The 19,654-nt window shown below is 68.1% G+C and carries 17 protein-coding genes and 1 pseudogene; 11 read left to right on the top strand and 7 right to left on the bottom strand.

Translation table 11 applies throughout. The features are described from left to right. Positions 1-113 precede the first annotated feature (113 nt). The gene (locus ACQP00_RS20230; protein WP_433221294.1) at positions 114-467 is read right to left on the bottom strand and encodes a PRC-barrel domain-containing protein; all 354 of its coding nucleotides are present in this window, start codon (positions 465-467) and stop codon (positions 114-116) included. Positions 468-676: 209 nt separating this feature from the next. Between ACQP00_RS20230 and ACQP00_RS20225 the strand changes: the two genes are divergently transcribed. The 5 genes from ACQP00_RS20225 to ACQP00_RS20205 all read left to right on the top strand — a co-directional run bounded on the left by ACQP00_RS20225 (position 677) and on the right by ACQP00_RS20205 (position 6,518). Next, positions 677-2,572: a glycoside hydrolase family 15 protein gene (locus tag ACQP00_RS20225; protein ID WP_433221292.1), complete on the top strand. Its 1,896-nt coding sequence runs from the start codon at positions 677-679 to the stop codon at positions 2,570-2,572. Between the two features lie 936 nt (positions 2,573-3,508). Further along, positions 3,509-3,808 carry a hypothetical protein gene (locus ACQP00_RS20220; RefSeq protein ID WP_433221290.1) on the top strand — a complete coding sequence of 100 codons (300 nt, stop codon included), beginning with the start codon at positions 3,509-3,511 and terminating at the stop codon, positions 3,806-3,808. A gap of 194 nt (positions 3,809-4,002) precedes the next feature. After that, positions 4,003-5,094, top strand: coding sequence for an IS630 family transposase (locus ACQP00_RS20215; protein WP_433207943.1), 1,092 nt, complete (start codon positions 4,003-4,005; stop codon positions 5,092-5,094). 23 nt (positions 5,095-5,117) lie between these two features. Beyond that, positions 5,118-5,429 (top strand): hypothetical protein, encoded by a 312-nt coding sequence (locus tag ACQP00_RS20210; protein ID WP_433221289.1) that lies wholly within the window; start codon positions 5,118-5,120, stop codon positions 5,427-5,429. Between the two features lie 837 nt (positions 5,430-6,266). Further along, the gene (locus ACQP00_RS20205) at positions 6,267-6,518 is read left to right on the top strand and encodes a hypothetical protein (RefSeq protein WP_433221287.1); all 252 of its coding nucleotides are present in this window, start codon (positions 6,267-6,269) and stop codon (positions 6,516-6,518) included. A 69-nt stretch (positions 6,519-6,587) separates the two neighbouring features. On the opposite strand, the gene ACQP00_RS20200 is transcribed toward ACQP00_RS20205, so the two are convergent. Then, positions 6,588-8,213 carry a methyl-accepting chemotaxis protein gene (locus tag ACQP00_RS20200; protein ID WP_433221285.1) on the bottom strand — a complete coding sequence of 542 codons (1,626 nt, stop codon included), beginning with the start codon at positions 8,211-8,213 and terminating at the stop codon, positions 6,588-6,590. Positions 8,214-8,641: 428 nt separating this feature from the next. Here ACQP00_RS20200 and ACQP00_RS20195 point away from each other — a divergent pair, with 428 nt between their 5' ends. Both ACQP00_RS20195 and ACQP00_RS20190 read left to right on the top strand, forming a co-directional pair. Continuing rightward, positions 8,642-8,953 carry a hypothetical protein gene (locus ACQP00_RS20195; RefSeq protein WP_433221283.1) on the top strand — a complete coding sequence of 104 codons (312 nt, stop codon included), beginning with the start codon at positions 8,642-8,644 and terminating at the stop codon, positions 8,951-8,953. A 334-nt stretch (positions 8,954-9,287) separates the two neighbouring features. Next, a complete protein-coding gene (locus ACQP00_RS20190) occupies positions 9,288-9,467 on the top strand; it encodes a hypothetical protein (protein ID WP_433221281.1) in 180 nt (59 codons plus the stop codon). Positions 9,468-10,144: 677 nt separating this feature from the next. Here ACQP00_RS20190 and ACQP00_RS20185 read toward each other — a convergent pair. Further along, positions 10,145-10,513 (bottom strand): DUF3618 domain-containing protein, encoded by a 369-nt coding sequence (locus ACQP00_RS20185; protein WP_433221279.1) that lies wholly within the window; start codon positions 10,511-10,513, stop codon positions 10,145-10,147. Beyond that, positions 10,510-10,878 carry a phage holin family protein gene (locus ACQP00_RS20180; protein WP_433221277.1) on the bottom strand — a complete coding sequence of 123 codons (369 nt, stop codon included), beginning with the start codon at positions 10,876-10,878 and terminating at the stop codon, positions 10,510-10,512. The genes ACQP00_RS20185 and ACQP00_RS20180 overlap by 4 nt, the downstream gene beginning before the upstream one ends. Positions 10,879-11,093: 215 nt before the next feature. On the opposite strand from ACQP00_RS20180, the pseudogene ACQP00_RS20175 reads away from it, so the two are divergent. After that, positions 11,094-11,210: pseudogene (locus ACQP00_RS20175) on the top strand (IS481 family transposase); the annotation flags it as partial. A gap of 258 nt (positions 11,211-11,468) precedes the next feature. Here the strand turns inward: ACQP00_RS20175 and ACQP00_RS20170 are convergent. Continuing rightward, positions 11,469-11,900, bottom strand: a complete 432-nt coding sequence (locus ACQP00_RS20170) for a DUF948 domain-containing protein (RefSeq protein WP_433223918.1) — start codon at positions 11,898-11,900, stop codon at positions 11,469-11,471. Positions 11,901-13,651: 1,751 nt separating this feature from the next. Between ACQP00_RS20170 and ACQP00_RS20165 the strand changes: the two genes are divergently transcribed. Both ACQP00_RS20165 and ACQP00_RS20160 read left to right on the top strand, forming a co-directional pair. Further along, positions 13,652-14,374, top strand: coding sequence for a hypothetical protein (locus tag ACQP00_RS20165; RefSeq protein WP_433221275.1), 723 nt, complete (start codon positions 13,652-13,654; stop codon positions 14,372-14,374). Positions 14,375-14,675: 301 nt separating this feature from the next. Then, a complete protein-coding gene (locus ACQP00_RS20160) occupies positions 14,676-14,801 on the top strand; it encodes a hypothetical protein (protein ID WP_433221273.1) in 126 nt (41 codons plus the stop codon). Between the two features lie 294 nt (positions 14,802-15,095). On the opposite strand, the gene ACQP00_RS20155 is transcribed toward ACQP00_RS20160, so the two are convergent. Together ACQP00_RS20155 and ACQP00_RS20150 are read right to left on the bottom strand one after the other, a co-directional pair. Next, complete coding sequence (locus tag ACQP00_RS20155; protein WP_433221271.1) at positions 15,096-15,455, bottom strand: anti-sigma factor antagonist; 360 nt, start codon at positions 15,453-15,455, stop codon at positions 15,096-15,098. A gap of 195 nt (positions 15,456-15,650) precedes the next feature. Further along, complete coding sequence (locus ACQP00_RS20150; RefSeq protein ID WP_433221182.1) at positions 15,651-16,544, bottom strand: IS5 family transposase; 894 nt, start codon at positions 16,542-16,544, stop codon at positions 15,651-15,653. A gap of 1,062 nt (positions 16,545-17,606) precedes the next feature. On the opposite strand from ACQP00_RS20150, the gene ACQP00_RS20145 reads away from it, so the two are divergent. Next, positions 17,607-19,085, top strand: coding sequence for a S8 family serine peptidase (locus ACQP00_RS20145; RefSeq protein WP_433221269.1), 1,479 nt, complete (start codon positions 17,607-17,609; stop codon positions 19,083-19,085). Positions 19,086-19,654: the final 569 nt, after the last annotated feature.

Here is a 19,654-nt window from a genome sequence, read left to right as displayed (position 1 = left end):
GGCACAACGATCCGTACCTGCTCGAAGCGGCCGCTCACCTCAGCGCTCACCCCGGTACGGCGGCGGTGCCGCTACGGCCCATGCCATCCGGGTACCCGTGATGCGGTCCTGGGTCACCGGGGCTGCTGCAGCCACCGCCACGCCTGCCGCAACCGCTCACGGATCGTTTCGGCCGCCGGACCATCGGCGGCACCGGCCGCGACCGCGTCCTCACCCGGATCGTGCAACGCAGCACCGAGGACCGTAAGGACGACACCACCCTCATACAACCCACCGACCTGCTCACGGTCGGCGAACACCGCCCCGTCCAGCAGCGACGCAGGCCGCACGATCAGGCCGTGGAAGATGCCACTGCCCGCATCGGCCAACACATGCTCCACGACCCCAACCCGGTCCCCGACACGATCGAACACCAGCGCCCCGGCCGATACCGCCGAATACGGTACCGGCGCACCAAGGTTCTGCACCGAGTCGTCCTACCCACACTCGTACGAGTCGACCGTCCGGCGGCTGCGCATGCCGAAACCGCCGGGGGACGGCCGCGCGACACCGTCACCGTCCGGCACGGTCAACCTCACAGGCGCGTCTGGCTCCTCCGCGGGGAGCGAGGCGCATTCCGGCGGCCATCGGCGAGTCTGGACCCCGTATGCACGCTGCGACGGCAGGAGGGGCCCTCGTGCACCGCTACCCGGACATCAGCAATCACGGACTGATCGGTGACCTGCAGACCGCCGCGCTGGTCAGCGGCGACGGCGTCGTCGACTGGTGGTGCTGCCCGCGCTTCGACTCGCCCAGCGTGTTCGCCGGGCTCCTGGACGCCGACCGGGGAGGCTCCTGCCGCATCGCCCCCGACGTCAGCAACACTGGCGATGCTGGTGAGGTGGTGAGCCGCCAGCTGTATCTACCGGACACCGGGATGCTGGTCACCCGGTTCATGACCGCCGGCGGGGTCGGTGAGGTCACCGACTTCATGCCCATCGCCGGAGCGGTGGCCACCGACCGGCACCGCCTGGTGCGGATGATCCGGATGGTCCGCGGCACCATGCGCTTCGCCGTGGACGTCGCACCGCGTTTCGACTACGGCCGGCTGCCGCACACCCTGGACGTGTCCAGCGACGGGGCGGTCTTCACCGCCGGCACCACGACCCTGACGGTGCACCCAGTCGGTGTCGCCGAGCACGACCCCGACGTCCGCCGCGACGGCGACGACCTGCACATCATCACCACCCTGCACGAGGGCGACACTGCCGGGATCGTCCTGGAATACGGCGGCGGCCGCCCGACCCGGCTGCCGGTCGCTGAGCTGCAGCGCCTTGGCGCCGACACGGCCGAATATTGGCGCGCCTGGGTCAGCGCCTCCACCTACCGTGGACGCTGGCGGGAGATGGTCACCCGCTCCGCAATCACCCTCAAGCTCCTCACGTACGCCCCGACCGGCGCGCCCGTCGCCGCGCCGACGGCCGGACTGCCCGAACTCGTCGGCGGGGAACGCAACTGGGATTACCGCTACACCTGGCTGCGGGACGGATCGTTCTCGATCCGTGCCCTGCTCGGCCTCGGCTACACCGAGGAAGCCGCGGCATTCGGCCAGTGGCTGCGCGACCGTACCGTCGAGCATGCGCCCGCGAGTTCCCGCGGCGACGACGCCGCCGACGGCGTCGGGCCGTTGCACATCATGTACCGCATCGACGGGTCGTCGGACCTGTGCGAGGAGACCCTCGAGCACTTCGAGGGCTGGCGGGGCTCCCGCCCGGTACGCGTCGGCAACGACGCCGCCGGGCAGTTACAGCTCGACGTCTACGGCGAGGCCCTCGACGCGCTGTACCGGGCCGACGCCCAAGGGCAGGAAATCGGCTACGACGGCTGGGCCGCCGTCACCCGGATCGTCGACTGGCTCTGCGAGCACTGGGACCAGCCCGACGAGGGCATCTGGGAGACCCGCGGTGGCCGCAAAGACTTCACCTATGGCAGGTTCCAGACCTGGGTCGCGTTCGACCGGGCGATCAGACTCGCCACCCGCCGCGGGCGGCCAGGAAACATCGAACGGTGGACCACGCAACGCGACACCGTCTACCAGCAGATTATGGATCGCGGCTGGAACCCGGACACCGGCGCCTTCGCCCAGCACTACGGCACCGACGTCCTGGACGCCTCGCTACTGCTCATGCCGCAGCTCGGCTTCATCACTGCGACCGACCCGATGTGGCTGTCGACCCTCGACGCGATGGACCGGGAACTGGTCTCCGACAGCCTCGTCTACCGCTACAACCCTGCCGCGTCTCCCGACGGCCTGCGCGGCGAGGAAGGCACCTTCTCCCTGTGCACGTTCTGGTATGTCGACGCCCTCGCCGACGCTGGACGCCTGAACGAGGCCCGGCTGACCTTCGACAAGATGCTCACCTACGCCAACCCGCTGGGCCTCTACGCCGAAGAGATCGGCCTTACCGGCGAACAACTCGGCAACTTCCCCCAAGCCTTCAGCCACCTATCGCTGATCAACACCGCGATCCGGCTCAACCACCTCCTCGACCACGACACCATCACCACCACCGCTGCCGCTGCCGGCGTGTGACCCGGCACTCGACGTCAGCACGAAGCCCGGCACGATCGGCGACGGCGTGCTCGCGGCGGATGAGATCCACGTCCACTGTGAACTCGGGGGTGTCGGTAAGGAACGCGTGATCCCCCCAGAGCTCGAAGTGTTCCTCCTGGCCTCCGGGATGCAGGATTGCGTTCCTTGACAAGGTCACCGCACGACGAGCCGTGCGGTGACCTTGTTCCTGGTGGACTCGAACGCGGTGCAGACGGTATCGGCGACGTGCGCGTCGGAGATCCACCAGCCGGTCCGCCGTCCTCGACGCCGCCGGGATAGCGCACCGGGGTCCACTCGGTCTCGTTGATGCAGCCGGTCCCGCCACACCCAACCGCTCGCGTCCTGCCAGCTGCAGTCGCTGAGCTGGCCACGCACGAAACAAAGTTGATCTTGCCGTAGGAGCAGAACACCCGGACGGACAGTCCGCTTCGGCAAGGCTCGTGCCTGGGTGGGCGACGGTGACGTCGAGCCTGCCGCCACCACAGCTGATGTCGGACTGTCCGGTCTGGACGCCGCCTGGGTGCTCGGTGAGATACGCATCGACGAGATGCTCGCTGGGACCATCGCCGGGAACGGCGCCAGCGGGCGTGGTGTGCGGCGGCCAGCGCTTTCCCCGTCAGCGCGAGGATGGCGGTGGTGCACAGGACTCGGATCATGTGACATGGAACCCTAGTGTTGTCGACCCGCAGCGCACGTCGACTGGCCGCGAACAGGTGGCCGACCATGCATCCTGCGGCAGAACCGGAATCCGTGACCGGTAGCGGCCGTGATGCGGTCAGGCTGCCATCCGGCGCGGGCGACGCGGCCGGCGGGCGGATCGGGAACCCTTCACTGGTACGTGCAACCGTCTGGTGTCATGCGCCGTCGAAGGGGACGCGCGGTGTGTGGCCGGACCCGTCGACACGAGGGGTGTCCATGACCAGGTCCACCGCCGAACGTGGCCGGCCAGAGACCAGCGACCGGGAAGACGAAGAAGGTCCGCTGCATCCGTTGCTGCTCGCTGCGTTGATGGCGCGCCACGAGGACCGCGGCGGCACCGGCATCGAACACCCACTGCTGCTCGCCGCGCTGGCCCGACGCCGCCGCAACGACGACAGCGAAGGCGGCATCGAACACCCACTGCTGCTCGCCATACTCGCCCGCCGCCGCAAGCGGCGCGGCGAGAACCTCGTCGAACACCCATTGCTGCTCGCGGCCATGCTGGCCCGCCGCTAGCCGACCGGTCGCCGGTCAGCCCTGCGCGACCCGACATCCGAACGCGATCCGCCCTCCGGCTCACGTGTCCTTGGGGGCCGGGTCGCGCCATCCCTGCACCTGAAGGAGCCATCTGCCGTGGCGGCTGAATCGTCAGCATCCAACGACCTAGTGTCCTGAGTCGTTAAATCGTCGTCAGTGGGTACAGGTGTGTTATGCCGTTGCCGACAGCAGTACCGATCGTGCTTACTGATGACGAGCGAGAGCAGTTGCTAGCGTGGTCGCGTCGTCCCTCGAGTGCGCAGGCCCTGGCGTTGCGGTCTCGGGTGGTCCTTGCCTGCGCGGCTGCCGGCGGGGCCGCGAACGGGCAGATCGCCGAGGAACTCGGCGTTTCGCGTAGCACGGTGACGAAGTGGCGGAACCGGTTCGCCGGTGATCGGCTCGACGGCCTGCTGGACGAGCCGCGGCCCGGCCGGCCCCGCACGATCGCCGACGCTGATGTAGAGCGGGTGATCACCACAACCCTCGAGACGACACCGAAGGACGCCACGCACTGGTCGACCCGCTCGTTGGCTGCTGAGGTCGGTCTGTCGCAGACCGCGATCTCACGGATCTGGCGGGCGTTCGGATTGCAGCCGCACCGGCAGGACGCGTGGAAACTGTCGAAGGACCCGCTGTTCATCGACAAGGTCCGTGATGTCGTCGGGCTGTACCTCGATCCGCCGGAACGCGCCGTGGTGTTGTGCGTGGACGAGAAGTCGCAGATCCAAGCACTGGACCGCACCGCCCCGGTCCTGCCGATGCTGCCCGGCACCCCGGCCCGCGCCACCCACGACTACGTCCGGGCCGGCACCTCAAGCCTCTACGCCGCCCTCGACCTGGCCACCGGCCAGGTGATCGGCTCCCTCCATGCCCGGCACCGCGCGATCGAGTTCAAGAAGTTCCTCCAGACCCTCGACCGGCAGGTCCCGGCGGACCTGGACGTGCACGTGGTGCTGGACAACGCCTCCACCCACAAAACCCCGACCATCAAGCGCTGGCTGACCGCCCACCCGCGGTTCGTCCTGCACTTCGTCCCGACCAGCGCATCCTGGCTCAACCTCGTCGAACGCTGGTTCGGGGAACTGACCACCAAGAAACTCCAACGCGGCACTCACCGCACCGTCCGCGCCCTCAACACCGACATCCGCGCCTGGATCGAGGCCTGGAACAACAACCCAAAGCCCTATGTCTGGACCAAGACCGCCGACCAGATCCTCGAATCCATCGCCCGCTACTGCACACGCATTAACGACTCACGACACTAGGGCAGCACCACCAGGTCGAGGCGTTGATCGACGAGCTCATCTCGGAGATCCTCAACAGCAGCGACGCCGGGCAGTCCACGAAGTCCGCTGGACGGGGCCGTTCCTCGTCGCCGGCGGGCCTGTTCGACACTATTCGCTCCGTCATGGCCCGTATCGCCTCCGGCGCATCCGTGCTGGAACGGCTGCTGCTCGCCGACGCGATCGCACCCACCCTCGCCGACGCGATCGCACCCAGGATCATGAAGGCCCTGGAACCGACCGGCCAGGTGGAGGCGAAGCCCCCGGCCGCCCGGTCCCATCCGAGCGAGCGGACCCGCAAAACCGGCGCAAAGTGACAGCGAGCAAGGGCGGCGGGCCGATGCCGTGAACTGCTACCGGCCCGCCGCATCACCAACGTCACGCAGACATGCCAGCCGCCGCCACGAACCACGCTGGGCGGAGAGGAGGTCCGGCGGCAGGTCCCCAGCGCCGTCACCGCCTTGTCTTCGTGGTAATCGGGGCTCTGCACCACCTCGTGCCGGGTCGGTGCGGTCCAGGCCGAGATCCATCGCGACGTGGTTGCGCGTGCAGCCAGCGACCGCCACGAACGGCAGACTGCGCTCGACCGCGACCCGTGCCACCACAGCCTTGGATACCCTTGCCGCCCGCACTCAGAAGGTCCGCGCCGGACTGCACGGCCTGGCGGGGTCAGCGCGGCCGTGCTGACCTGTTGCCGCCCTCCGCGGCAGCAGGTCAGCTCCGAGGCGGTGCGGCAGGCGTAACTGTCGGCCGGGTGGTCACCAGAGACGATCCGGGGAACCTGCGCGGATTTCCGGACGAGCGCGACCGTTGACCGTGTCCGCGACCATTATGATCTCCGCCACGAGCACCGGCTGAGCGCGCCGACTCTTGCGATATGGGCCGCCGAGCACCGCCCACCCGTCGACCCGGCCGCAACGTGGTCCACGTGGGCGAACGATCTGCGCACGATCGAGTTGTCAGGAGGGCCCTTCCTGCCGGAGTCCCGACCGGTCGAACTCAGTCGGGCGGTGCTGGACCTAATGGGTATCCCGCACTGATGTGACGGCCGTGGCGCTGCAGCGACCAGTGCAGCCGTGCGTCGCCACCGTCGCGGCGACGCGAATGTCACGGTTCGCGGGAACGGCACCTCGGCTCGGTCGTACGGTAAGGACGTGGAGCAGGACGCTGAGGCCGACACCGCCGCCCTGCTCCACGAACTGGATCGGCAGGCGTATGCCTGGCGGGCGGTCCTGGACCGGCTCGCCGAACTCGGTGTGCCGGCCACCGATCTGGTCGGTCAGTACGCCAGACTCGACCAGGCGCAAGCCATGCTCAACCACCTCCGCCGCCCGGTTGGTATCACGGCAAGCCCTGCTTCCAAGGCCAGTGGATCGCCGCAGCGGCAGGTACCGCTGCTCGGATAGCTACCTGCTGCAGCACAGACACGGCCTGACTGCGACGCCCGGCCTGTGTTCAGCGCCCGTTGGTCCTGTTCAGGCGGTATAAGTGGCGATGGCGTCGCGAAGGCTGGTGGACATGTCGGCGAGGGCAGCGGCGGTCTGCTGGGTGTCGGTGGCGCCGGTGGTGACGGCGTCGGCGGTGTGGGCGACGCCGGCGATGCTGGCGGCGATATTGCCGGCGCTGGCGGCAGCCTCGGCGACGCTGCGGGAGGTTTCGGCGGTGACGGCCGTCTGCTGTTCGACGGCGGAGGCGATGGTGGCGGTGTAGTCGTTGACGCGGCCGATGACTTCGGCGATCTGCTCGATCGCGGCGACGGTGCCGTCGGTCTCCTGCTGGATCGCGGTGACCTGGGCTGCGATCTGCTCGGTCGCCCGGGCCGTCTCCTGCGCCAAGTCCTTGACCTCACCGGCCACAACGGCAAAGCCTTTCCCGGCGTCCCCGGCGCGGGCCGCTTCGATGGTGGCGTTGAGAGCCAGGAGGTTGGTCTGTTCGGCGATCGCCGTGATGAGTTTGACCACGGAGCCGATCTGCGCCGAGGATGCACCGAGGTTCTGCACCGACAGCTGCGCCCGGTCGGTGATCTGCGCAGCGTCCGCGGCCACCCGGGATGCTTCGGTGGCGTTGGAGGTGATCTGCCGGATCGCTACGCCCATCTCCTCCGCCCCGGTCGCGACGGTCGCGACATTGCCCGACACCTGCTCCGCCTCGCCCAGGACCGCGGCCGCCTGCCGCGACGATGTCTGCGCCGACGCGGCCAGCTGCCTCGCTACCGTCGACATCTGCGCTGACGTGCCGGTCAGCAGGTGGGCGCTGTCGGCGACCCGGCGGACGGTGGCGCCGACCGCGGCTGTGGTGGCGTTGAGGGTGTCAGCGAGCTCGCCGAGATCGTCGCGGGTGGCGACCTGGACGCGGGTGGTCAGGTCACCGGCGCCGATGCGGCGCAGCGCGGTCATGCATCGCTGCAGACCGGTGGAGATCAGCCGGGCCAGCCAGAACGCGAGCAGCAGCCCGAACAGCAGTGTCACCACCAGCACGGCGATGACGACACGCAGCGTGTGGCGGTAGCCGGCGTCGGCCTGGTCCTGCTGCGCCTGGGCGCTCAGATCGGCCTGGGTCACGAGGGTGTCCAGAGCGGTGGAGATCTGCGCTGTCAGCGGGGCGATCTTCGTCGTGCGGACCGTTTCGATGCCGGGCAGGTCGCCGCGTGCGGCAAGGGGTTGCAGGTCCCCGCGCAGGACCGTCAGATACGAGGACCATGCGGTGTCGAACGCGCCCAACACCTGCTGCTCTGCTGCTGTGAGCCCGTGCGCGCGGACCGTCGCCTCGGCGTCCGTGACGGCCCGGGTGGTCGCGTCGATCGCCTGGGTCTTCGCGGCGACCACTGTAGGGGTTTGGGCGAGGAACAGGTCCAAAGAGTTGATCCTGGCCTGGTAGACCGCGTCGCGAAGCTGACCGACCGCCTCGACCTGGCGGGTGTGCCCGGCGACCGTGTCAACCCGGGCGTTCGTGGTCGCCAGTTCCTGCAGCGCGAACACACTGTCGACCGTGCTGAACCCGGCAACGATCGCTACCGCCGTCAGGACCTTTGTGCGGATCCGGAGATTACCGATCCACGCCCACCAGCCCCGCCGAGTCGCATCCGCCGTCTGTGTCGCCACCGCTTCGACCCCCCAAAGCAACCTGCACCGCCTCCGCAACCATCGGCACCCTCAGGACCGCCCTGAGCCAATCGGCAGCAACGCCAGCGACACGGTCCCGGTCGGCCCAGGAGGATGTGGCCCTGCGTATCGCCGACGAAGACAGACCGGAGTGCGTTGGGCCTGGCAACGCCATGGTCGGCACCGGCGTCACAACTCCGACGATTTCCGCGGCGACGTCAAGCGCGGCGGCCCCGAGCTGGTCGGCCAGCGAGACTGACGGCTGAGCGCCAACGAACCCATTTTTACCATCAGCCAACCACTGAACGTGATTCGCCGACAGGCAAAAGTTGTTCTGAATAGAATGACATTCGCCGATTCATTGAGGGACCTGATGCTCACGCCACATCACGCCGCTGGCTGCGGCACCTGGCGACCTCGATCCTGGCGTGTTTCGCCGCCGTCGCAGCGACGCGGCTGCAGGCGACACCGAGTCATGCCGCCACCGGCTACTGGTACGTCTGCAGTGCACGGGATACCTGTGCCACCAATCCGGCGGCTACGACTGCTTCAACCTCAGCACCGGCACCGCGGCGAAGAGCCGCACCGGCACGCTGGTCAACCCGCTGTTCGACAACCGTGCGGTGCAGGGCATGTTCCAGTTCGTCGTCAACATCACCGACTCCACCACACACACCCATCAATCGGGGCCAAGTACAGCAGCTTCTACTCGATCCAGGTCAACTACTCCTTCTAATTAGCCCGGCCGAGGCTGCCCGGGCCCCTCAGGCCCGGGCAGCCTCGGCCGATTGGAACGATGTCGACCGCGCCATATCGGGGCGGCGGCCAAGGACCCAGGCATCAGGAGGCGTCATATCCATTTCCGGCTTTGGCACGCCGGCGATCAACCGAAGCGCACTGGCTTCATCAGGGCGCCTCAACGCGCCGGACCGGACGTCCACGCACGGGGGAAACGACTTCGACAGCCTCACCAGGTCGGACCGCGAAGTCATCTACCAGGCCACCGGTCAGCGCATCGAACCAGGTTTCGACGCCCACGACGCCCCGACCTCGATGTTTGCGGTCCAGATCGCCATGTCCCGCGCGCACAGCGAACTCCGCCCCGGCCAGGACGTCACAGCAGGATTTCTGACCAAGCTATCCCACCGATACGACCAGGTCGACCCGGCGAACAACTCCATCGCCCCGTTCCTCGACAAGGCCCTGGCCTACCTGCAGACCCGAGGCGGTCCGCGCATCGACGTGACCGGATGACCAGTTGCCCCCGTTCTCACCGACGGAGCCGACCATCGAACGGCGCCGCACGAGTTCGGGGCGCGGGCTGTGCGCCTGTATCGCGAATCGGACCCGAAACCGGTCCGGCTGCCGCACTGATTGCGGCAGCCGCACAGGGCATGGCGGAAATCTAGGCGATCGCCTCGGCCGGGCCGCCGGGCTCGCTCGGGCTCGGTGCGGGACGCCGGCGTCCGGGCGGCTCGCGCCCGCTGCTTCGGCCGCGCCGGTGGTTGCCACAACCGCGACGTCGCCGGCGACCGGGTTCGAGACGGCCAGCGCTGCGATCGATCCGAACAGGTCCCTGACGCTGCGAGGGCTTGCCCGGCGGTCGGGTTGGTACACGAAGCGAGCACTCGCCACGATCTGCTCGTACTTATCCCGCCCGGCACGGGCGCACAGCACGTAGCCGACGGCGATGCCCGCCGACAGGGTCAACGGTCGCATCCTGATCTCTCCAACGACCCGCCGCGTGAGGAGGAATCGGGCTTGTGATGTTCCCGGCAGCGCGCCGGAACGACCCGGCGAGTCAGTAGGGCCCTCTCGAGGTCAGCCGGGCCAGAACAACACCTGCTTGAAGATCAGCCCAGCGGCCATACCCGCACCGGCACCGAGGAGCAATCCCACCGGCTCGTAGGCCAGCTTCAGCGCCCAGTTGCTCATGACCGCCGCCGACGCAGCAGATAGATCGCCAGCCCGACTGCCACGGTGCCCAACACGAGCGCGGCGAGAGGTACCGGGCGGCGGACCATGGCAGGCAGGTCCGCATCGCGGACTGCGTGGCGGACTGTCGCGGCAGCGCTGCTGGCCTTATCCGCAACCGCCCCAGTCAGATCGGCCGCCTGATTCCGGACCGCGCCCAGCTTTTCTCTCGCCGCCCCAGTGACCTGGCCGGCGGCGTCCTGCGCGCGGGCCTTGACGTCCGTCTTCGCGGCCAAGGCCTCAATGGTGTGCCCGAGCTCCGCCCGCGTGGTGGCGATCTCCGCCCGCAATGCGGCCGGGTCGGTAGGTTTGTCGACGCCACTCATGAGGTTCGTCCTTCCCGGGCCGCGGTCCTTACCACGTCCACATCCTGGTTGAGACTCGTGAGTGCCTCCTGCGGCATCGGCGATCCGACCGCCTGCAGCTGCCGCCGTCCGAACAACGCCGCGATCCCAGCAACGCTGAACACGGACACCGCGACGGCCAGCACGGCCAGCCACAACAGGTCCAGCGTGACCACGACCAGGATTTGGAAGCCATAGATGGCCAGTGCTGCGGGACGGCCGGACAGCCCTGCGCCAAACCCGCCGCGCCTGCCCTTCTCAGTCAGCTCCGCCTTGGCAAAGCTCAGTTCGGCCCGGGTCACCGTCGAGATCTGCGCCGCCACCCGAACGACCAGGTCGGAGGTCAACGACCTGTCATTGACGTTGTTCCGAAGGTTCTGTCACCGCGCTCACCCCTCCCCCGGTCCGCCCGCAGCATGCCCACCCCAGCCAGCACCCAAACAGCGGTAGATGTCGCTTATCACGAGGATGGCGCCAGTACGGCGCCCGTGGAGGGCAGGTGGCGTACCACGCCGTGCTCGCGGCCTTGGTATGCGGCGTCGGCGAGCGCGATGGAACAGGACGGTGCCGCACCTCACCAGCATGGCTGCACACCTACAATCACCACCGATCACACACCGCGCTCGGAGGCCAGCCACCCATCACCCGCGTCAACAACGGTCCTGGTCACTACAGCTAGCAGCGGCAACCGGTCCCGCGCGAGATCGGCGGGGCCGCTGCCGCGCAGCGCCTGAGCCCACCAGCCCGGCCCGGTGCGGGCCGGGACACGCCAAAACGCGCGGGACACCCGCCCCCACCGCGCATCACCCCGGCCGGGCTGGCACCCGATCCTGCCGTCCATGTCCTGATGATGGCTTCGATGCCACAACGTCGCCTCTGCGAACCGACTTCGAGCACACGGCTGCTCCGGCGTCGCGCGCAGCGGGAGGTCGCGGTGTCAATGGCTGCGTTGCTCGCGGATCTCGGCTTCGTCGGCGATGTGGCGGCGGATGCCCACGGCTCGGCGGATGCCGTACCCGAAGGCGGCAACCTTGGCCAGCGGACTCGCCGCGGCGGCGCTGACCACGGTCGACAGATTCGCGACGTTCGCGCTGACGTGCGAGACGTTCTCGGTGATCGTGTCGATCCGAGCCAGCTGCAGGTTCACCCCGTCGAGGGTCGAGTGCACCTGCATCAGGGCGGTGTTGAGGTTGTCGATCGTCGTGTTGGCCCGTTCAAGCATCGGCGTGGTCCGGTTCGCGGCGTCGCAGATCGCGGTAGTGGCGGCGTCGACTGTGTGCCGGGCTCGCAGGATCGGTACCGCCAGGAAGAGCACAAGGACGACGAACCCGCCCGACGCCACCAGCGCCGCGACACCACCCAGGGACACGGTCACACCGGCCTCCTCGAGAACGTGGATCTCCGACGGACGGGACCCTACCCGCGGCGGCGCACTCCCGCCCTCCGGCCACGCACGTCACACCGCGATTGCAGCAGTAACGTCGCGGACGGGCGACTGTGCCGGCGGTGTCCGTGCGCCGTCGCTCCCCGGCAGAATACCTGTAAACGCCTCGAACTGGATCCCGCAGGCTGGCGCGCTGCCGGACCGTCCGTTCGGCTGGCCAGCGAGTCGCCTGAATGTCATCCACGGCACGACGCCCGGTTTGGCAAACGAACACAACGTTTGAGTAGTTTCGTACCGCCCCGCCAGAGAGGTTGCATACGGTAGATACATCGTCACAGGACGAGGAGCAATCGTGACGCGAACTGCCCAGCGAATCATCACCGTGGCCGACCTGACTCTGGCCGCCAGCACCGTCATCGGCATGAGTCCCTCCGCGGCGTCGGCCGCCACCGTCTAGGACGGCAAGGCCGGTGTCACCCAACCTTGCCCGGGCGGTAACCACCACCCCGGCGACGACAACAGCGGCGGCCGCAACAACGGCGGGCGCGGCAACGACGGGCACTGGCGCGGCAGCTGGGATGAGCACCGCAACGGCGTCTGGGCCCAGTCCTGGCCTGTGCGCACATTCGCGAATAAGGAAAGCTGCATCTTTACCGGTTGGGGCGGCGAGCAACGAGGCGCCCGGGACGACGCCGGCTGCTACCGCATGGTCCACAGCGGTAAGTACCTGCCAGTCGCCCATGAGTACAGCGGCCGCCGCCACCGCTGACCAAAGACCGCCGGTGCGGGCGCGCCGTGTCCGCACCGGCATCCACCCGCTGTGCTCGACCCGTTCTCTGGCGGATCGAGCACTGGGGGTCGCTGGACCTACCGTCGCCAGACTGGACGGCCGTCGTGGCCGAGCCCGTCGACACGCACGGCAACCTCGGAAAGTCGGATGCGATCAGCGCACCCCGGCTATCCGCGCTCAGACGAGCGCACCGCCACTCAACAACCGTGTCGCGCCCGTGCGCCGCCCGTCATCACCGCTGCGTGCCTCCACGCGGCGGGCGCCCGCGCGGGGGCCGGTCGCCGTTGGAGCCGGCTAGAGGCAGTGCCGAGGACGGCGCGGGGTGCGGTAGTGCAGCCGGGCAAGGGTCAACGATTCACATCGATGGTCCCGAAGTCTTGACCGTGGCCGCTGCGGCGATACCCTAGATCGAAGAAGCCATTGCCGACCTCGGCCGCATGCGGAGACTGCCGCCAGTTGCGCCAGAGGTGGTACGGGTGCCGAGGCCGCCACCTCGGCACCCGTACTCGGAGCGACGACCCGGACCGATGGCCACAGGTCGCTCCTAGACCGCATCGTGAGACACCCCTGCGTCACGATGCGATAGTGCCGCAGTTTGAGACTATGCCCTGCTACGGAAGTACCGTCTCTCGAGCCGTAGCAGCAGCTCAACCCTAGCCTGCCGCAGTGCTGTTACGAACCTATGACGAACCGGAGTCCTCGTGTGACACGTCGCCACGAAAGGACGTGTCTTCGTCGGCGAACGACTTCGTCGCGGGATGGTTTGCAGCTGAGGTGTAGCTGTCGAAACCGGTTGCTTGCCGCATAGCACGTTTCACGCTCAACCAGGTCTTCAGCAGCCTCACCCAGGACGCACATGGAGGCACCGAGGACCCTGTCGGCCACGCCGCACTCGACGTCTCGGAACCCACGCGGTCAGCGCTCTCGCCGGGCATGTCGTTCCTAGTTGTGGAAACGACATGCCCGGTGTGACACGCCGGCTGCTGGTGGTGCCGATCGTGAAGCCAGACCGGCATTTGGCACGCCGGCGCTGCCGACCTACCCGGGCCATGGCCGCCGCTGGCTGCTCGCCGCCTCCCGCCGCAACAGCAACCAGCTAGGTGGGATCGTCGAGGACCTGCTCGGCCTCGCCAACTTCGACACCGTCCGACTACTCCGGTCACTGAGTCGGTCGACGCAAGTGCCGCAGTGCACGACAGCGATCGCCGTCGCACCGGTAGCCCTCCTTCACCACGCCGACCTGCACCTGTCCGTGCCGCCGACGGTGTCCCCAAACGGCTGCGGCAACTCGTCCAGAAACAATTTCACCAACACCGTGAAGTACCGCCCGCACGGCGGCGACGTCATCCTCACCCCGCCGCCTGCATGCTCGAACGGCCGCACATCTTCCGTCACTTCGTTCGGTCCAGCCGCACCCGCGAGCACGCCGTCGGCGGCACCCCGCCGGGTACGGTGGGCTGCCCGGCAGGGCATCCGAAGCCGCCGTCTCGAAGATCGCAGGACGGTTGCGATGCATCCCCATCCAGGCGAGACCGCGAACTCAGGCTGGTCGGCGATGACCGTGTCCGATGCCGTGCACCGGCTGTTCGATGCCGCGCCCAGCACATCCTGCAGCCGCTGCATCGAGGAGACCCCTCGACTTCCGCCCCGGCCCATGGCGGGCCCGTAAACGGCCCGGGATCGATCACCGTACGGGCCGGCGTCGACGCGGTCTGTAGCGAAGGCACCGGCATCATTCGCGACGAGCTCGCCCGGTGGCTCGACGCCACCGTTTACCGGCAGGGCGACCTACTCAGCGCGATCGTCGAGGACATCGCTGGTACCGAGCCGGCGCCGGTGCGGAACCGCCATGAGATCCTCGCGTAGCGCTGCCGTTCCTGCTCATCAGCAGGGCCCGCCGGTGCAACTCCCGGGTCCCTTGTACCAGCAGGTGCGGCAGGTGCTGCGGGGACTGCGCAGGCCCCAGCCAGGTGGTGCTGGACGTCACCGACGGACAGCCGGCGGCGCCGCCGCTGCTCGAGGTTCCGGCGGCAGATGCGGCCATCGGTTCGCTAGTGCCGGCATCGGCCACGGCCTATCAATCGTTCCGCGGCTGAGCCAGCGACGGGCCGACGGGTTTCACGGCCGCACTTGGCAGATCTGGGACTCATTCGCGACCGTCGGCAAACGCATACCGGCACGCCCCGGTCGCAGCCCGGCTCCACCGGGCCCGCCAGGCTTCTCCGAGCCACAACTAACGGCTGCGCGACCAGAGCTGAGCGCCCTGAGCATCACAGCGCGATCGATCGAGACACGCACGTCGGTCCGTCGGCCGACGTCGCAGAGTGAGCAACGCCGCGCCGCACCGGAGGAGGCGCTGCTCGCGGCGTACGCGGACGGGCCAGGTCGAGCTACGACGGCTCGGATAGGAAGGGTGCGACCGCCTCAGCCACCGTCGACGTCATCCGGAACAGCGAGTCGAGCTGCGTCAGATCAAACAACCGCAGCACCGGCTGCGAGCCGACCACGGACACCGAACCCCCACCCAAAGTCACCTCTTTGTAGATGTTGACGAGAGCCCCGAGCGCGGACGAGTCGATGAATGACACCCCGGACAGGTTCATCACCAGATCAGCTTGTCCTCGCTCAAAAGCAGCGTCCTGCACGATCGCGCGCAACTCGGCCCGGAACACTTCGACGACACCAGCGTCGACCTCACCGGTCACCGTCGCCACCACGCACCGTCCCGCCGGTGTCACATCCACCTGCATCACAGGTCCCCCTCGCTTGGAGCCGCCGCGCCCCCTAGCTGGTACGGCCCTATCTCGATGTCATACAGCAAATCTCAGAATCTACGTACCACGAAACGCAGCCAGTTCAAGCTTGTTGGAACGGTGTCGCAGCTCGCACGGCCCGGATGAGGTCGCTCGCTCGGCACACGGCTAGGGCGCGTTTCGTAAGGCTCGTCAGAGCCATTCGCTGATGATGGCGATGGTCAGGACGGCTTGGTAGAGCACGGCGAGTTGGTCGTAGCGGGTGGCGACGCCGCGGTGGCGTTTGAGGCGGTTGATGCCGCACTCGACGGCGTGGCGTTGCCGGTAGCGGATCGGGTCGAATGCGGGTGGGCGTCCGCCGTTGGAGCCTTTGGCTTTGCGGTGGGCGTCCTGGTCGGCCTTGCTGGGGATGCACGCGGTGATGCCGCGGGAGCGTAGATGGCTGCGGTTGGCTTTCGAGGTGTAGGCCTTGTCGGCCAGGACCAGGTTCGGTCGGGTGCGCGGATGTCCGCCACCGACACGGGCGACGCGGATCTTGCGCAGGACCGGGATGAATTGGGGGCTGTCACCGCGCTGCCCGGCGGTGACGATCATCGCGAGGACCTTCTGGCCCTGCTCGCAGGCCAGGTGTGTCTTGGTGGTCAGCCCGCCACGCGATCGGCCGAGTGCGTGGTCGGCGGGCTCGTCGTGGACGCCGCCGGGTGGTTCCTGCTGCAGGTGGCCGTCACGGCGGGCGCCGGCGGCGTGCTGGTGCGCACGGCTGGTCGTGGAGTCGACGCTGACGTCCCAGCCGATCCGGCCCGCGGCGTCCGCGCGCGCCTGCACCGCGGCGAGGACGACGTCCCAGGTGCCGTCACGTTGCCAGCGGCGGAACAGCCCGTAGATGGTCTGCCAGGGCCCGTACTCGGCCGGGACGTCCCGCCACGGCGAACCGACCCGGATCCGCCAGCGGATCCCGTCGATGAGCTGCCGTCTGTCCCACTTCGGCGGACGACCCATCGACGGCTGTGCAGGCAGCAGCGGCGCCAGCGCCGCCCACTGCGCGTCGGTCAGGTCGTGCCGCCTCGTCACCGCTAAGGTGGCCACGAGGTCTCCGGTATGAAGTTCTGCTTGGTCGCTGAACCCTCTACCGGAGACCTCTTCAGTTATCGATCACCGCCACGCCGGAACCTGGCCCCAGCCCCACTTCTGAAACGCGCCCTAGGGCAGAAGACAGAATTCCCTCGCTGCAAGAGTCACCGCCTGGCCAGCATTGCCAGGCGGCGCTGCGCAGCACAACCGGCGCGACCCACGAGAGCAGCACGCGCCACGCCAGCAGCGGGTACGCATGGATTGATCGGACGTTGGATCGGCAGCACGGACGAGCTCACGGCCCACCCGGCCTGGGTTACCGCGTCACTGCACACCGACAGTGCACCACAAACGGGGCAAATTCACACGGCGGAATACGCCGTTCCTTGAGCGGCGCCTTCGCGGCCACGCCGTACCGCCCTGATATACATCGGCAGGCGGTGCAGGCCGGACGGCCCGGTCCACTCGGACGGCTCCCCAGCAGCCTTGTCACACCGGTACGCATCTTTGCGGTCAATCACGACCGCACGGAACCTCCGGTGGGAACGGGCCGTCACCGGCGCAGCTCGGGCCACAGCCGTCCCGCAGCCGCTGCGCCATGGGCTGTGTTCCGCGCGAACGGGGGGCCGGGCGCCTCCCGGCACGAGTTGGCGCCGCCGTCGTGGTCGTGGTCGTTGTCGGCCTTAAGATTTACTTCGACCGGCACGTTCGGATCCGGCGAGTACGACCGCGGCCCGCGGCCGCGGGTCGAGGTCGAGGTCCGTAATCTGGTTCTACCGCGGGGCCATGCCTCGCACCAGAACTCGTCGCAGACGTCGGGTACCGACGCCGACAAACCTCATCCAATCGGCGACATCTCGGCTGGCTTGAGGATTCCGGTCCAGATCCGTCCGTAGCGAGTACAGCGGTCGGTTGGACCGTGTCGGGCGATCGGTTCAACCTGCACGTGGGCCGTGACGCGGAACGCCGATCTCCGCGATCGTTGTGGGACAGCGATGATGCGTCCCAGCGAAGGAGTGCAGGGTGGGCCCTATACGGATGGAACCAAACTGGCGTGGCCACCGGACCATCGCAAGAATGGCGATGGTCACGATGCCGGCGGTGCTCAGCGTCGCGGTGCCCACGGTAGCCTCAGCGGCCGATCAGCCGGCGCGCGCAGTGGCATGGGCGAGTACCACCAACAGCGCGTCCCCCGCCACGTCACTTTCCGCTGTGCGCAGCATCATCGGTGCCGACACTGGCGCGGCAGCCGCATTGACCGGCAAAGGCATCGGGATCGCACTGATTGACACTGGCGTTGCGCCGGTTCCCGGGCTGCCGGCGTCCAGCGTCGTGAACGGGCCGGACCTGTCCTTCGAGTCACAGGCGCCTGGCCTGCGCTATCTGGATACCTACGGGCACGGCACCCATCTGGCTGGCATCATCGTCGGCGACGACAAGGACACCGGCACCCGAGGCATTGCCCCGGGCGCCAAACTGACCTCGATCAAGGTCGGCACAGCGAGCGGTGCCGTGGACGTGTCGCAGATGATCGCCGCAATCGACTGGACTGTGAAGCATCGTAACGATGACTCGACCCACCCGATCCGGGTGATCAACCTGTCGTACGGATCAGGCGGCAATCCGCCGAACTGGTCCGATCCGCTGCAATTCGCCGTCGAGAAAGCATGGCAGTCCGGCATCGTGGTAGTCGCCGCAGCCGGTAACGATGGCAATGCGGTCGGCAAGTTAACCAACCCCGCAGCGGACGAATGGATCTTGGCTGTTGGTGCTGCAGCTACCAACGGCACAGTCACTACGACCGACGACACTCTGACCGCTTTCACGAACTTGTCCACGGCGGGCAATCAGGTCGACCTGCTCGCTCCGGGCACCTCGATTACTTCGCTACGGGATCCCGGCTCCAACATCGACAACAGCTACCCGGACGCGCGGGTCGGTACGAGTCTGTTCAAAGGCAGCGGCACATCCCAGGCCACGGCGATCGTCTCGGCTGCTGCTGCGCTGCTGTTGCAAGCGAAACCAGGCGCCAGTCCAGAGCAGGTGAAGGACTGGCTCATCAAGGGCGGCACGTTCCTACCCAACGGCAAGGCGGCGACAATGGGTCTTCTGGAGCTCAACGTCAACGGCGCGCTTGGTCGAGCTGGCACCACCGTGGCGAAGGCGACATGGAACCCGTCGAGCGGCACCGGCACCCTCGAGGCCGCCCGGGGCAGCAGCCACGTCATGCTCGACAACCTCGCGCTCAACGGCGAGCGGACCGTGTGGGGGCCCATGATCACCGCCCAATGGGCGCCGAAGTCGGCCTCCCAGACCGCATGGTCGGGTGGCACGTGGATGGGCTTCCGAATCACCGGTGACGACTGGACCGGCACTTCATGGGCTTCGAAAACCTGGGCCGCAGCCACCTGGACCAGCGTCGCGTGGTCAACCAACAAGACATGGACCGACCCGGCCTGGTCCGGCCGAACCTGGTCCGGCCGCACCTGGTCCACGGGCGCCTGGACCGGACGAACCTGGTCCAGTGATGAATGGTCCGCCGCCAGCTGGCGCTGACTCGGGCTCCGCATTCGTCACGACGGCAACCACCAGGGGACGCCGCGCCACCATCAATGGTGCGGCATCCGCACCTAGGACACCCGCTCGGCGACGGTGCAACGCGCTGCCCCAAACGCTGGTGAGCGCCGATTTGATACTCCAGGACCTTTCGGAACGGCAACCCGTCCCTGAACGAGCTCAAGCAGCCGCGGCGACATCAGGACTGCTGCTTGTATCGTTCCTCCACTGGCAGTAGTGCAGGTGGCAGTACTGCAGGTGGCTAGAAAACGCTGGACCGGGCCGGCTGAGCGATCCGCGGGATGCGGCCATGTCCGGCCCCGCCACCCGCAGATACCCGCTGCTGCGAGTTCAAACCTGCCGGTTGTTCCACGCGTGCCTTCGGCTGCAGGCTGAGTGGCACCCGCGGCGAGGTACAGTTACACCGGCTGCAGACCGAGGGACCGCGCGACGGGGCGCGGTCTCCGGACGTCACCGCAGCTGTGGACCGATTCGCGAAACCTGCGAGCGTGGCCCGAGCAACTGCCACGTGGTGACATGCTGCGCCCTGCGCCAATGCGTGGAGGGCG

It is taken from the genome of Dactylosporangium sp. CS-047395, from assembly GCF_050942185.1.
In the GTDB taxonomy this organism is placed as follows: domain Bacteria; phylum Actinomycetota; class Actinomycetes; order Mycobacteriales; family Micromonosporaceae; genus Dactylosporangium.
This window is presented reverse-complemented; position numbering and strand designations above follow the sequence as displayed.